Annotated in this window: 11 protein-coding genes; 5 read left to right on the forward strand and 6 right to left on the reverse strand. The window is 76.1% G+C overall.

Annotated features, from left to right (window positions below; all coding sequences use genetic code 11):
* Positions 1 to 186: 186 nt before the first annotated feature.
* Entirely contained in the window at positions 187 to 1,605 is a 1,419-nt protein-coding gene (locus ABD644_RS04185; protein ID WP_344687301.1) for a xylulokinase, read from the reverse strand.
* A 125-nt stretch (positions 1,606 to 1,730) separates the two neighbouring features.
* Here ABD644_RS04185 and ABD644_RS04190 point away from each other — a divergent pair, with 125 nt between their 5' ends.
* On the forward strand, positions 1,731 to 3,023 hold the full coding sequence (locus tag ABD644_RS04190; RefSeq protein ID WP_344687302.1) for an ROK family transcriptional regulator: 1,293 nt from the start codon (positions 1,731 to 1,733) through the stop codon (positions 3,021 to 3,023).
* On the forward strand, positions 3,020 to 4,165 hold the full coding sequence (gene xylA, locus ABD644_RS04195; RefSeq protein ID WP_344687303.1) for a xylose isomerase: 1,146 nt from the start codon (positions 3,020 to 3,022) through the stop codon (positions 4,163 to 4,165). The genes ABD644_RS04190 and xylA overlap by 4 nt, the downstream gene beginning before the upstream one ends.
* Positions 4,166 to 4,205: 40 nt before the next feature.
* On the opposite strand, the gene ABD644_RS04200 is transcribed toward xylA, so the two are convergent.
* Genes ABD644_RS04200 through ABD644_RS04215 form a run of 4 tightly spaced genes read right to left on the reverse strand, consistent with a single transcriptional unit; the run spans position 4,206 to position 6,394 of the window.
* Positions 4,206 to 4,616 (reverse strand): hypothetical protein, encoded by a 411-nt coding sequence (locus ABD644_RS04200; RefSeq protein ID WP_344687304.1) that lies wholly within the window; start codon positions 4,614 to 4,616, stop codon positions 4,206 to 4,208.
* Positions 4,613 to 5,098, reverse strand: coding sequence for a cupredoxin domain-containing protein (locus tag ABD644_RS04205; RefSeq protein ID WP_344687306.1), 486 nt, complete (start codon positions 5,096 to 5,098; stop codon positions 4,613 to 4,615). The genes ABD644_RS04200 and ABD644_RS04205 overlap by 4 nt, the downstream gene beginning before the upstream one ends.
* A gap of 32 nt (positions 5,099 to 5,130) precedes the next feature.
* Positions 5,131 to 6,045, reverse strand: coding sequence for an alpha/beta hydrolase family protein (locus ABD644_RS04210; RefSeq protein ID WP_344687307.1), 915 nt, complete (start codon positions 6,043 to 6,045; stop codon positions 5,131 to 5,133).
* Between the two features lies 1 nt (position 6,046).
* Positions 6,047 to 6,394 (reverse strand): hypothetical protein, encoded by a 348-nt coding sequence (locus ABD644_RS04215; RefSeq protein ID WP_344687308.1) that lies wholly within the window; start codon positions 6,392 to 6,394, stop codon positions 6,047 to 6,049.
* 47 nt (positions 6,395 to 6,441) lie between these two features.
* Between ABD644_RS04215 and ABD644_RS04220 the strand changes: the two genes are divergently transcribed.
* Positions 6,442 to 6,972: a helix-turn-helix domain-containing protein gene (locus ABD644_RS04220; RefSeq protein ID WP_344687309.1), complete on the forward strand. Its 531-nt coding sequence runs from the start codon at positions 6,442 to 6,444 to the stop codon at positions 6,970 to 6,972.
* 130 nt (positions 6,973 to 7,102) lie between these two features.
* Here ABD644_RS04220 and ABD644_RS04225 read toward each other — a convergent pair whose 3' ends face one another.
* The gene (locus ABD644_RS04225; RefSeq protein ID WP_344687310.1) at positions 7,103 to 8,737 is read right to left on the reverse strand and encodes a DEAD/DEAH box helicase; all 1,635 of its coding nucleotides are present in this window, start codon (positions 8,735 to 8,737) and stop codon (positions 7,103 to 7,105) included.
* A gap of 314 nt (positions 8,738 to 9,051) precedes the next feature.
* Here ABD644_RS04225 and ABD644_RS04230 point away from each other — a divergent pair, with 314 nt between their 5' ends.
* Both ABD644_RS04230 and ABD644_RS04235 read left to right on the forward strand, forming a co-directional pair.
* On the forward strand, positions 9,052 to 10,374 hold the full coding sequence (locus tag ABD644_RS04230; RefSeq protein ID WP_344687311.1) for an MFS transporter: 1,323 nt from the start codon (positions 9,052 to 9,054) through the stop codon (positions 10,372 to 10,374).
* A 93-nt stretch (positions 10,375 to 10,467) separates the two neighbouring features.
* A complete protein-coding gene (locus tag ABD644_RS04235) occupies positions 10,468 to 13,566 on the forward strand; it encodes an ATP-binding protein (protein ID WP_344687313.1) in 3,099 nt (1,032 codons plus the stop codon).
* Positions 13,567 to 13,612: the final 46 nt, after the last annotated feature.

The raw sequence follows: 13,612 nt of genomic DNA on the forward strand, positions 1-13,612 counted from the left end.
AGGCTCGCTGAGCGGTCGGGGACCAGTCTGCCCGCCCCGGGCGCGGTGCGCGGGCCCGAGGCGGTCGACCGGTGAACCCGTTCGACGGGTACAACCGCCGTCCGGCCCGATTCCTGCCCGTCAGGGGGGTGTGGAAACCGTGCCGCCGCTCACGGTGCGGCCAGGCCCATGCGGCCAGGCCCGGTGCTACTGACCGTCGGTGCGGCCGCGCACCTCCGCGTAGCGGTCCCGGACGGCGGGGGCCGGCGACGCCTCGAACGCGCGCAGCCCCGGCTGGTCCCACGAGGGCGGTTCCGCCGCCCCGGAGAGCACCCAGGCCGCCTGCCGGGCCGCGCCGTCGGCGACGTACTCGCCGGGTGCGGGCACCAGGACCGGCCGCCCGAAGACGGCGGGCGCGAGCTGCTGCACCGCCGGTGACCACGCCGCACCGCCGACGAGCAGCACCCGGTCCACCGGGACGCCCTGGGCGGCGATCGCGTCGATGCCGTCGGCGAGCCCGCACAGCAGGCCCTCGACGGCGGCCCGTGCCCAGTGCGCCGGTGTGGAGGTGCGCAGCGTGAGGCCGTGTGCCGCCCCGGTGGCCCGGGGCAGGTTCGGCGTCCGCTCGCCCTCCAGGTACGGGACCAGGACCAGCCCCTCGGCGCCGGCGGGTGCCGAGAGCGCGAGGTCGGAGAGCGTCGCGAGGTCCACGCCGAGCAGGGCGGCGGCCGCGTCGAGCACCCGGGCAGCGTTGAGCGTGCAGACCAGCGGCAGGTGGAGCCCGGTCGCGTCGGCGAACCCGGCCACGATGCCGGTGTCGTCGGCGACCGCGGTGGCCGTCACCGCCGAGACCACGCCGGAGGTGCCGATGCTGACCACGACGTCGCCGGGCCGCGCGGCCAGGGCCAGGGCCGCTGCGGCGTTGTCGCCGGTGCCCGGTCCGAGGACCGCCGTGGTACCGGCGAGCGCGCCCACGACCTCCGCGGGCGCGGCGACGCGGGGGACGTCGGGACGGCGGCCGCGCAGCGCGAGCTCCAGCAGGTCGGGGCGGTACTCGCCGGTGCGGGCCGACCAGTAGGCGGTCCCGCTGGCGTCGCTGCGGTCGGTGGCCAGGGTGCCGAGGTCGCGGTCGGCCGACAGCCGCCAGGTCAGCCAGTCGTGGGGCAGGCAGACCGCGGCGGTCCGGTCGGCGTTCCCGGGTTCGGCATCGGCCAGCCAGCGCAGTTTGGCGGCGGTGAACGACGCGACCGGCACCACGCCCACGGCGTCGGCCCACGCGCGGCGGCCGGCCGCCTCGTCGCCGTCGCCGAGGTCGGTGATCAGCTCGGCCGCGGCCGCCGCCGAACGGACGTCGTTCCAGAGCAGGGCGTCCCGGACGACGGCGCCGGAAGCGTCGAGGCAGACCATGCCGTGCTGCTGGCCGCCGACCGACAGTGCGGCCACGTCGGCCAGGCCCCCGGCCATCGCCGACGCCTCGGCGAAGGCCCGCTCCCAGGCGGCGGGGGAGACCTCCGTGCCGGGTGGGTGCGGCGCGCGTCCGGAGCGGACGAGGGCGCCGGTCGCGGCGTCGCGGACGACGACCTTGCACGCCTGCGTGGAGGAGTCCACACCTGCGACGAGCGTCATCGGGTCGGCCGTCCGGAGGGGTGCACGATCAGGACGATATCGGCGCGGTATTGACCCGGACACCCCCGCGGCCTAATTTGTTGGAAAGACCGACGAATGGTGTCGCGGAAGCGGAGGCAGCGGGCGTGACGGACGACGTCGACCGGGACGACCGGCCCCCGGGGCGGCGGCAGACCCCCGCCGACCAGGCGACAGTACGCCGCAGCAACCTCGGACTGGTCCTGCGGCACCTGCGCGACCACGGTCCGCGGTCCCGGGCGCGCATCGCGCAGGAGACGGGCCTCAACAAGGCGACCGTCTCCAGCCTCGTCGCGGAGCTGACCGACCGCGGCCTGGTCAGCGCCGGCGAGCTGCACCGGGGCGGCACCGCCGGCCGTCCGGGGCTCATCGTGCACCTCGACGGCGCGACCGTCTGCGGGGTCGGCGTCGAGCTCAACGTCGACTACGCGGCCGTGCTGGTGCTCGACCTGACCGGCACCGTGCTCCACGAGGAGCGCGAGCCGCTCGACGTCCCCGTCCTCGGCTTCGAGCGCACCCTCGACGAGGTGGCGCGGCTGGTGGCCGTGGCGATCGAGGCGGTCGGAGCGCAGGGCGCGAGCCCTGCGGGCGTCACCCTCGCCGTCCCCGGGCTCGTGAACAGCGGGGCCGGCATCGTCTCGGTCGCGCCCAACATCGGGTGGCACGACGAGCCGGTGCTCGCCGGGCTGAAGCAGCGGCTCGACGTCGGCTGCCCGGTGCGGGTCGAGAACGACGCGAACCTCTCGGCGCTGGCCGAGTGGGCGATGGGCTCGGAGGCGCGCACCCCCGACCTGGTCTACCTGACCGGTGAGGTCGGCGTCGGCGGGGGCGTGATCGTCGCCGGGCGGCTGCTGCGCGGGGCCGACGGTCTGTCCGGCGAGGTCGGCCACATCGCCCTCGGCGACCCCGAGCAGGTCTGCGGCTGCGGACGGCGGGGGTGCTGGGAGACCGTCGTCGGCCTGGCGGCGCTGCTGCGCGCGGCGGCCGACCCGGACGACCCGGTGCACGACCCCGAGCGCGACCTCGAGGCACGCCTGGCCGAGGTGGCCCGCCGGGCGGAGGCCGGGGACGAGCGCACCCTCGCCGCGCTGTCGGCCGTCGGCACCGCGCTCGGCAGCGGCGCCGCCGTCCTGATCAACCTGTTCAACCCCCGCGTGGTCGTGCTCGGTGGCTACTTCGCCGTCCTCGGCCGGTTCCTGCTGGAGCCGCTGACGGCCGAGCTGAACGCCCGGGTCTTCGGTCCCGGCCTGGCCGGCGCGCGCGTCGTCCTCTCCACGCTGGGCTTCACCGCCGCCGTGCGCGGCGGCGCGCACCTGGCCCTCGAGGCGGTGTTCGACGACCCGACCCTCGTCCCGCTCGCCACCCCCGACAGCCCCACCCGGACGGAGATCCCCTCGTGAGCCTGACCCCCACGCAGGACGACCGGTTCAGCTTCGGCCTCTGGACGGTGGGCTGGCAGGGCGTCGACGTCTTCGGCGGCCCCGTGCGGCCGCGGCTGGACCCGGTCGAGGCGGTGCACCGGCTCGCCGAGCTCGGCGCCGCGGCGGTGACCTTCCACGACGACGACCTGGTGCCCGACGAGGCGACGCGGCAGTCGGAGCTGGACCGGTTCACCAAGGCGCTGGCCGAGACCGGCCTGGGCGTGGAGATGGCGACGACGAACCTGTTCAGCCACGCGGTGTTCAAGGACGGCGGGCTGACCGCCAACGACCGCGCCGTGCGTCGGTACGCGCTGACCAAGGTGCTGCGCAACCTCGATCTCGCCGCGGAGCTGGGCGCGACGACCTACGTGCTGTGGGGTGGCCGGGAGGGGGCCGAGTCCGGCGGCAGCAAGGACGTGCACGCCGCCCTGGACCGCTACAAGGAGTCGATGGACCTGCTCTGCGGGTACGTGCGCGAGCGGGGCTACGACCTCCGGTTCGCGCTCGAGCCCAAGCCCAACGAGCCGCGCGGCGACATCCTGCTGCCCACCATCGGCCACGCCCTGGCGTTCATCGACACCCTCGACGAGCCCGAGCGGGTCGGCCTCAACCCCGAGGTCGGGCACGAGGAGATGGCCGGGCTGAACTTCGCGCAGGGCATCGCGCAAGCCCTGTGGCACGGCAAGCTGTTCCACGTCGACCTCAACGGCCAGCACGGCCCCCGGTTCGACCAGGACCTGCGGTTCGGCGCCGGCAACCTGCGCGGCGCCTTCTGGACCGTGGACGCGCTGGAGCGCGGCGGGTACGACGGCTACCTGCACTTCGACTACAAGCCGCCGCGCACCGAGGACGTCGACGGCGTGTGGGAGACCGCCCGCGCCTGCATGCGCAACTACCTGATCCTGCGCGAGAAGGTGCGCGCCTTCCGCGCCGACCCCGAGGTCGCCGAGGCGCTCGACGCGGCCCGCGTGGGGGAGCTCGCCGTCCCCACCCTCGCCGAGGGCGAGACGCTGGCCGACCTGCGCGCGCAGACCCACGACCCGGAGGCGCTGGCCGCCCGCGGCCTGCACTTCGAGCGCCTGGACCAGCTCGCGATGGAGCACCTGCTCGGCGTGCGCTGAGCAGGGTGGGAGGGCGCGGCGGGCGCGCCCTCCCACCCTCCTAGGACGGGCGCCGGCGGGCGGCCAGGACCGCCAGTGCCCCGAGGACGACGACGCCGGCCAGCTCGACCCAGAACGACTCCCACCACAGGGCCGCCGCGGTGGTCTCCACGAAGCCGAACAGGCCGACCGTCGTGGAGATGATCAGCGCGCCGAGGGTCCCGGCGCAGAACAGCGCGCCCAGCGCGGCGACCCACGGCAGGAACCGTCGGGGCGTGACGAGCAGCAGCGCGGCCAGGCCGAACCCGCCGACGGTGTTCAGCAGGAACGCCGGACCGATGACGTCGATGCTCTTGTAGCCGTCGAGCCACAGGTCCAGGTGGATCCAGCCCATCGCCGCCAGCAGCGCGGCCCCCAGGATGCGCAGCACCCACAGCGCGGTCGGCGCCGAGGTGCGGGCGGGGGCGGTCATGATCCGACCTGCACGGTGACCTCCATCCCCATCGAGCGGTGGTTGCCGATGGAGCAGTAGAAGACGTACTCGCCCTCGTCGAGCGTGACCGTCAGCGTGGTCGACTCGCCGGGGCCGATGGTGTCGGAGGCGGCGACGTCCTCGCCGTCGCGCTCCACCACGAGGTCGTGGGTGGCGTTGCCCTCGTTGACGACCTCGATCTCGTACTCGCCGGCCACGAGGCTGTCCTCGTCGAGGGTGATGCTGAAGTCGGCCTCGGTCGCGGTGATGGTCCCGACGGCAGAGGGGCTGCTCGCGGAGCTCTCACCGGCCGGCGACGAGCTCGTGGTCTCCGAGCTCGCGCTGGTGGTGGTCGCCGCGGCGTCGTCGCCGTCGGAGGAGCTCCCGCCGCAGGCGGTCAGGAGTGCCGCGGCGACGGCGAGCACCCCGACCGCGGCGCCGCGGGCCGGACGCCGCAGGGTGGGGGTGGGACGGTGGGACACGGGGCCTCCTCGGAACGGGGGAGGACGCACGGTCAGCCCGCGACGTCCCGACACCACCTGCATACGTCCGCCAGCAGCGCCCGGTTCACCGGCTCGCGCAGTTCCTTGCGGTAGGCGCGCAGCGACGGCGGGCCCGGCTGGAGTCGCAGCGTGTGGGTGAGGTCGGGCACGCGCTGGACGGTCGCGCCGCCGGGCACGAGTGCCGCGACCGTGTCGAGATCAGCGGCGGGCACCTGCAGGTCCTTCTCCCCGGTGATCGCCAGCACGGGGACGGCGATGCGCGCGAGGTCGGCGCGCGGGTCGTGGGCCATGAACTCCCGGGTCCACCGCGCGTTGATCCTGGCACCGCCGATACGGGCGACGTCGGTGGTGGTGGCCTTGATCCGCCGGTGGTTGGCGGCGACCTTCTTCTCCAGGTCGGTGCGCAGCAGGCGGAGCAGCAGCCGCACCGGCGCCGGGAGCGACGGGGCGATCTGCCGGGCCTGCCACCGCAGCAGCTCCTCGCCCGGGGTGGCGCTCGTCGACAGCAGCACCGCGCCGGCGACGCGGCTGCCGACGCGGGCGGCGAGCGCGGCCGCGAGGATCGCTCCCTCGCTGTGCCCGGCCAGGATGATCCGGTCGGGGTCGACCTCCGGGCGGGCGCGCACGGCCTCGAGCGCGCGGCCCAGGTCGTCGACGTTGTCGTGCAGCCCGGCGGTGCGCCAGTCGCCCGGGCTCTCCCCGACGCCGCGCTTGTCGTAGCGGTAGGAGGCGAGCCCGCACTCGGCGAGGGCGACGGAGAGCTGCCGGGCGACCTCGAACCGGGCGCGGCGGTGGTTCGAGTCGCGGTCCAGCGGCCCGGAGCCCGACGCGATCACGACGGCGGGCACGGGCAGGTCTCCGTCGGGCAGCGTCAGGGTGCCCGCCAGCGGGGGTTCCCCGGGAATGGTCAGCGGCAGCTCGCGCACGTCAGGACACCGGGCCGAGGGAGGCAGCGATCGCCGCGGCGTCGTCGGCCCCCACGAGCAGGCTGTCGTAGCGCTGCCCGGTGAGCCGGATGCGGACGGCGGGCTGGGCGCGCCGGATGCACACGAACGTGCGCTCGCCGGCCCGGCGCCAGGTGCCGATCTTCCGGACGCCGGGCAGCGCGAGGCCGGGTGCGCGCACGCCGCGGATCGCGCCGAGTGGGTCGGTCACGACCTCCACCTCGCAGACGGCGGAGCGGGGCACCTCGACGTCGCGGAGCAGACCGGCGATCTTCTCGGCGCGGGTGAGGGAGACGGTAAGTGTCGAGTCGGTGAGTTGCAGCGTGGCCATGAGGTCATTATTCTCAAATCTGAGAATGGTGTCAACGAGGGGGTCCCGTGGCCACTGCCGATCTGTTGCTGCACCCGGTCCGGTTGCGCATCGTCCAGGCGTTCCTCGGCGACCGGGCGCTCACCACCGCCCAGCTGGGGGCCGAAGTCCCCGACGTCCCGGCCGCGTCGCTGTACCGGCACGTCGGGTTGCTGGCCGAGGCCGGCGTGCTCGCGGTGGTGGGGGAGCGCCGGGTGCGGGGCGCCGCCGAGCGCACCTATCGGCTCGACCTCGCGGCGGCGTCCGTCGGCGCCGAGGACATGGCGTCGATGACTGTCGAGGATCACCGGCGGGCCTTCCGCACCTTCGTGGCGATGCTGCTCGCCGACTTCGACCGCTACCTGGAGCGCTCCGGCGGCTGGCCCGACCCGGCACGCGACCGGATCGGCTACCGCCAGGCCGCTGTGTGGGTGACCGACGAGGAGTTCGACGCGCTCGCGGCGGACCTCGTCGAGGTGCTGCGCCCGCGCATGGAGCACCGGCCCGGCGGGGGACGGCGCCGCCGCCTGGTGAGCACGGTGCACCTGCCGGCCGACTGAACCTCCGTGGCCGCTCCGCGGCTGCTCAGCGACGCCGCCGGACGCGAGAACGCACCGAGGGCTGCCCCACCGGGTGGTGGAACAGCCCTCGGTGCGTGGTGATCGAGGTGGCGCGCCGTCGCCGGACGGATCAGCGACCCCGGCGCGAGCGGGCGCTGAAGGAGGCCGCCGACGAGGTGCCGGCGCGAGCGGCGAGCTCGGCGCGGGTGCGTGCCGGGCCCGAGGAACGGCCGGAGCCGCCGCGGGCGCCACCGGAGGCCGAACCGCCCCGGGCGCCACCGGAGGCCGAACCGCCGCGGGCACCGCCGGAGGAGGCCGAACCGCCGGACGCGCCGGACCCGGAGCCGCGACGACGGCGACCGCCGCCGTTGCCCTGGGGCTGCTCGACCACGGGGGCCGGCTCGACGTACGGGGCGGCCGGCCCGACCAGCGCGGTGATCTCCCGGGCGCCGGGCTTGATCGCCGTCACCTCGGGCGTGATCCCGGCCTGGCGGGCCAGCGTGCGCACCTCGCCGGCCTGGTCGGGCGTGGCGATGGTGACGACGGCACCCTCGGCACCGGCGCGTGCGGTGCGGCCCGAGCGGTGCAGGTAGGCCTTGTGCTCGGCCGGCGGGTCGACGTGGACGACGATCGCGACGTCGTCGACGTGGATGCCGCGGGCGGCGATGTCGGTAGCGCAGAGCACGCGGGTGGTCCCGCAGGTGAACGCCTCGAGGTTGCGCTCGCGGGCGTTCTGGCTGAGGTTGCCGTGCAGGTCGACGGCCGGCACACCCGCGGCGGTGAGCTGCTTGGCCAGCTTCTTGGCCTGGTGCTTGGTGCGGGTGAACAGCACGCTGCGGCCGTGGCCCGACGCCAGCTCCTTGACGATCGTCGCCTTGTCGGCGGCGTCGACGCGGAAGACGTGGTGGGTCATCGAGCTGACCGGCGCGACGGCCGGGTCGACCGAGTGCGTGGTCGGGTTGCTCAGGTAGCGCTTGACCAGGACGTCGACGCCGTTGTCCAGCGTGGCCGAGAACAGCATCCGCTGGCCGACCTTGGGCGTGCGGTCCATGATCCGCTTGACGCCGGGCAGGAAGCCCAGGTCGGCCATGTGGTCGGCCTCGTCGAGGATCGTCACCTCGATCGCGCCGAGGTCGCAGTGGCCCTGCTGGATGAGGTCCTCGAGCCGGCCGGGGCAGGCGATGACGACGTCGAGGCCGCCGGCGAGGGCCTGCACCTGCGGGTTCTGGCCGACGCCGCCGAAGATCGTCGTCGTCTTCATGCCGAGGGCGCGGGCCAGCGGGTCGACGACGGCCGCGACCTGGTTGGCCAGCTCGCGGGTGGGCACGAGGATCAGCGAGCGGGGGCGCTTGGGCTGCCGTTTGCTGTCCGAGGCCGCCAGCCGGGCGACCAGCGGCAGGCTGAAGGCCAGCGTCTTGCCGGAGCCGGTGCGGCCGCGGCCGAGCACGTCCCGGCCGGCCAGGCTGTCGGGCAGCGTGGCGACCTGGATCGGGAACGGCGACGTGATGCCGCTGGCGGTGAGCACCTCGACCAGCGGCGCGGGGACGCCGAGGGCGGCGAACGTGGTGTCGGTGGGCAGGACAGTGGCGTCCGCGCCCACGGGGACCACGACCGGCGCCGGGACGGCGGCCTGCGGGCGGGGCTGGTGGTTGTGCTGCTGGTCGCCGGTGGGGCGGCCGCCGCGACCGCGGCCGCCGCGGGAGCGACGGGGACGGTTGTCCCCGGTCCCGGTGGCGGACGTGGGGGAGTTGCTGGGTGACGTCATCGGTTCCTCAACGCTCTGGGTGCCGTCGTCGACCTCGGCGAGCGCGAGCGCCGGCGCACCTGCACGAGAGTGCTGGGCGGGGCTCGCATCGTCGGCGAGACGTCGGACAGCCGGGCGCACCTCGGTGGCGCAGCCTCAGCCCGACGTCGATTCCTGCCGCTCCGGATGAGCGAGGGCGGCGCCGGTACACCCCACTCAACCAGAGATCACGGCCGCGTGTGCCCTCGCAGCGCGAGGGACACGTCACATCGGGTGACGGGCCCCGGGGGTGGAACCTCAGCGGGCGCACGCGGCGGTGAGCCATGCTGACCGGCGTGACGCCCACGCCGGCCCCGCCGCGAGCCCACCGCATCCACCCCGCGTGGTGGGTGGCCGCGGTGACCTTCCTGGCCCTCGTCGGCGCCGCGGCGTTCCGCGCCGTCCCCGGTGTGCTCATCGACCCCCTGCGGGCCGAGTTCGGCTGGTCGGTGTCGACGATCTCCGCCGCCGTGGCGCTGAACATGGCGCTCTACGGGCTGACCGCGCCGTTCGCGGCGGCACTGATGGAGCGCTTCGGCATCCGCCGGGTGGTGATGAGCGCCCTCGTCGTCGTCGCGCTGGGCAGCGGGCTGACGGTCTTCATGACGGCGAGCTGGCAGCTGATCCTGCTGTGGGGCCTGCTGGTCGGCCTCGGCACCGGGTCGATGGCGCTGTCGCTGGTGGCCACGGTGACCGGCCGCTGGTTCGTCGCCAAGCGGGGTCTGGTGTCGGGCATCCTCACCGCCGGCGGGGCGGCCGGGCAGCTGGTCTTCCTGCCGCTGGTGGCGTGGATCGACTCGGTGTGGGGCTGGCGGGCGGCATCCCTGGGCACCACGGCCGCGGCCCTGGCCGTCATCCCGCTGGTGGCGTGGCTGCTGCGCGACCGCCCCCGCGACCTCGGCGTCGTCCCCTACGGCGGCACGGCGGCCGACGACGTCGACCCGGTGCGCACCGGCGCCGCCCGCAACGCCCTCCGCGGGCTGGCCGAGGGCGCGAAGAAGCGGCCGTTCTGGCTGCTGGCCGGCGGCTTCTTCATCTGCGGCATGTCGACCAACGGGCTCGTGCAGCCGCACTTCATCCCGGCCGCCCACGACCACGGCATGCCGGTGACGACCGCCGCGGGCCTGCTCGCCGTCGTCGGCATCTTCGACATCGTCGGCACCGTCTTCTCCGGCTGGCTCACCGACCGCGTCGACCCGCGGGTGCTGCTGCTGGCCTACTACGGCCTGCGCGGATTCTCGCTGTTCCTGCTGCCGCCCCTGTTCGGGCCCGACCTGCAGGTCAGCATGATCGCGTTCATCGTCTTCTACGGCCTGGACTGGGTGGCCACCGTGCCGCCGACCCTGGCGCTGTGCCGCGAGCACTTCGGCGCGCGCGCCCCGGTCGTGTTCGGCTGGGTCTTCGCCTCGCACCAGCTCGGCTCGGCCGTGGCGGCGTTCGGCGGCGGGGTGATCCGCGACGTCACCGGCTCCTACGACCTGGCCTGGTTCCTCGCCGCCGGGCTCTGCATGCTGGCCGCGGTCATGTCGATCTCGATCCGCCGCAACCCACCGGCCGTCGTCGAGACGGCGCTGCCGACGAACCCGGAGGAGGCCGCGGCGGCGCAGGCCCACGGCTGAGGGGTCGATCTCCCGCTCCCGGGGTTCGGCAGAACTCCGGGAGCGCGAGATGAACCCCTGGAGTGGCCGGACCGTGGCGCGCACCATGACGCCGTGGTCCCGGCCCCCGTGCTCGTGCACCTGGTGGGGCCCCTGCGCGTCGAGCTCGAGGGCCGTGAGCTCGCGCCGGCGGAGGTCGCCAGCCGCAAGGGGCGCACGCTGCTGCGGTTGCTCTGCGCCCGCCGCGGCGAGGTGCTGACCGCGACGGAGATCGCCGGCGTGCTCTGGCCGGAGGGCCCGCCGAGCGACCCCGACGCCGTCGTGGCCTCGCTGGCCAGCCGGCTGCGGCGGGTGCTGGGCGCCGCGGCGATCGGCGGCGGCCGGGAGGGCTACCGGATCGGCGCGGTGGAGACCGACGTCGACCGGGCCCGGAGGCTCGTCGACGACGCCGAGGCCGCACCCTCGGCGCTCGCGGTCGTGGGCGCCGCCGCGGCGGTCCGCCTCCTCGAGGACGGCGACGCGGTCCCGGAGGAGCCCGACGCGGAGTGGACCGCGCCGCTGCGGGACGAGGTCACGGCCCTCCGGCGCCGGGCCCGGCACCTCCTGGCGACGGCGGCGCTCGCGCGGGACCTGCCCACGGGCGAGGAGGCCGCCACCGCCGAGGCCGCGGCCCGCCGCGCGGTGGGGGAGGACCCGCTGGACGAGACCGCCGTCCGCCTGCTGATGCGCGCGCTGCTCGCCCGTGGGCTGCCCGCCGAGGCGTTGCGGGTCTACGAGCGGTTGCGCCGGGCGCTCGCCGACGAGCTGGGCACCGACCCGGCGCCCGCGACGCAGGACCTGCACGCGGCGGCACTCCGCGGGGAGGCCGCCGCCCCGGCGCCGGAGGTCGCGCCCCCCGCCGACCGACTCGGGCTCGCCGGCCGCGACCGGGAGGTGGCCGTCCTCCGGGACACCTGGGCGCGGACCTGCCGACGCGGGGGCGGCTTCGTGCTGATCGCGGGGGAGCCCGGCATCGGCAAGAGCCGGCTCCTCGACGAGCTCGCCGACCTGGCGCGGCGCAGCGGCGGCACGGTGCTGACCGGGCGCGCGTTCGAGGGGGAGCGCTCGCTGTTCGCCCAGCCGGTGGTCGACGCCCTCGCCGCGGCTGCCCGCACCGTCCCGGTGCAGCGGATCGGCCGGGCGGCCACGGGTCTGGCCGCCCTCGGGCGCCTGGTCCCCGACCTCGCCGGCTTCACCGGCGTCACCGCGGCCGTCCCCGGCGCGGTGGAGCGGTCCCGGATGTTCGCCGACGTCGCCGCGTTCCTGCGCGGCCTCGCGCGCGAGGGACCGCTGCTGCTCGTCGTCGACGACCTGCAGCGCGCGGGCCGGTCGACGCTCGAGCTGCTGCACGCCCTGGCCCGGCGCCTGGAAGGCGAGCCGGTGCTGCTCGCCGCGGGCGTGCGCAGCGGCGAGGGCGCCGACGTCATGGGCCTGCTGGACGACGTCGCGACGACCCTCCCGCTGGGGCCGCTGCCCGCCGACGCCGTCACCGCCCTCGCCGGCCGGGCGGGGCACGAGGGCCGCGCCGCCGAGGTCATGCGGCGCACGGCGGGCCATCCGCTGTTCGTCGTCGAGGTGCTCCGAGCCCTCACCCGCGGGGACGCCGGCGTGCCGGCGTCGCTGCAGACGGCGGTGGTGGACCGCGTCGCGCGCACGGGGGAGGAGACCGAGCGGCTGCTGCGGGCCGCGGCCGTGCTCGGGTCCTCGTTCGACCCCGAGGTCGCCGCGGCGGTCGCCGGAGCGCCGCCCGCCGCCGCCCTGCGCGGCTTCGAGGCGGCCCTGGAGGCCCGGTTGCTGGTGGCGGCGGGCCGGGAGTACGAGTTCGCGCACGACGTCGTCCGGGAGACGCTGCTGTCCACCACGCCGTCGCCGACCCGGCTGGCCTGGCACGCGCGCGCCGCCGACCTGCTCTCCGGCGACCCGGAGGCGGTCGCGACCCACGCCGAGGCGCTCGGCGAGCGCTCCCGCGCCGGACGGGCGTGGCTGCTGGCCGCCGAGCGGGCGCTCGCGCGGTTCGTCGCCACCGACGCGATCGTGCTGGCAACGCGCGCCGTCGCGGCCGCCGTCGAGCTGGGCGACGACGAGCTCCACGGGCGGGCCCTCGTCGTCCGCGGCCGGGCGCACGACGCGGCCACCCACTTCTCGGCCGCGTTCGACGATCTCACCGCGGCGCGGGAGGCCGCCAGGAGGGCCGGGGACCGGCGGCTGTCGATGACCGTCCTGCGCGAGCTGGCCGGCGACGTGCCGGTCGCGCTCGGCATGCCCCCGGCCGACTGCGAGCCGATCCTGCACGAATGCCTCGCGCTGGCGACGGCACTGGGCGACCGGGGGCGAGAGGCCGACGTCCTGGGGCGGCTGACCGTGCTGCGCTGCTCCCAGCTGGACTTCACCGACGCCGCGGCCCTGGCCGCCCGCGCGCTGGCGGCGGGGCGCGCCGCCGACGACGACCACGCCCGGGCGTGCGGCCTGGACGCGGTCAAGACCTCGCTGGCCTACACCGGCCGGGTGCGGGAGCTCGCGCCCGTGCTCGACGAGCTCGAACCGCTGCTGCGCCGGCTCGGGGATCTCTGGACGCTGCAGTGGACCCTCTTCGAGGGCGCGTTCGTGCCGCTGGCCGCCGGGGACCACGGCGGCGCGATGGCCCGCATCGAGGCGGCCCTGGAGGTCTGCCGCCGCAGCGGCTACACCGCCTACGAGCCGTTCTTCATCGCGCACGCCGGCTGGGTGCACCGGCTGGCCGGCCGCATGGACGACGCCCTCCGCGAGGGGCGTCTGGCGGCGGAGCTCGCCGACCGGCACCGGCACGCCTGGTGGTCGACGACCGCGGCAGCCCTGCACGCCGGGACCCTGCTGGCCGCCGGCGACCCCGGCGCGGCGGCCGCCGTGCTGCGCCCCGCCGCACGGGTGGCCGACGTGCCCGGCGCCGAGGCCTACCTGCTCCGCTGCCTCGCGCCCCTCGCCGAGGCCACCGGGGACCCCGCCGTCCTGACGCGGGCCGATGCCCTGCTGCGGACCGTGCGGGTGCCCGACGGCGGCGCGTGGCTGGCCGGCGCCGATGCCTACCTCGGCATCGCCCGGGCCTGGCGGGGGGCCGGTCGCCCCGACCGGGCCGAGGAGATCGTCACCGGCTTCCGGGCGGCCGCGGCCGCCGCCGGGTGGGTCGGGCTGGGCTGACTGCAAGGTTGCTGCAACGACGCTCGCCATCGTCGCCCTCGATCAG

Origin of the sequence: Blastococcus jejuensis, from assembly GCF_039534705.1 — a bacterium.
Taxonomy (GTDB): Bacteria; Actinomycetota; Actinomycetes; order Mycobacteriales; family Geodermatophilaceae; genus Blastococcus_B; species Blastococcus_B jejuensis.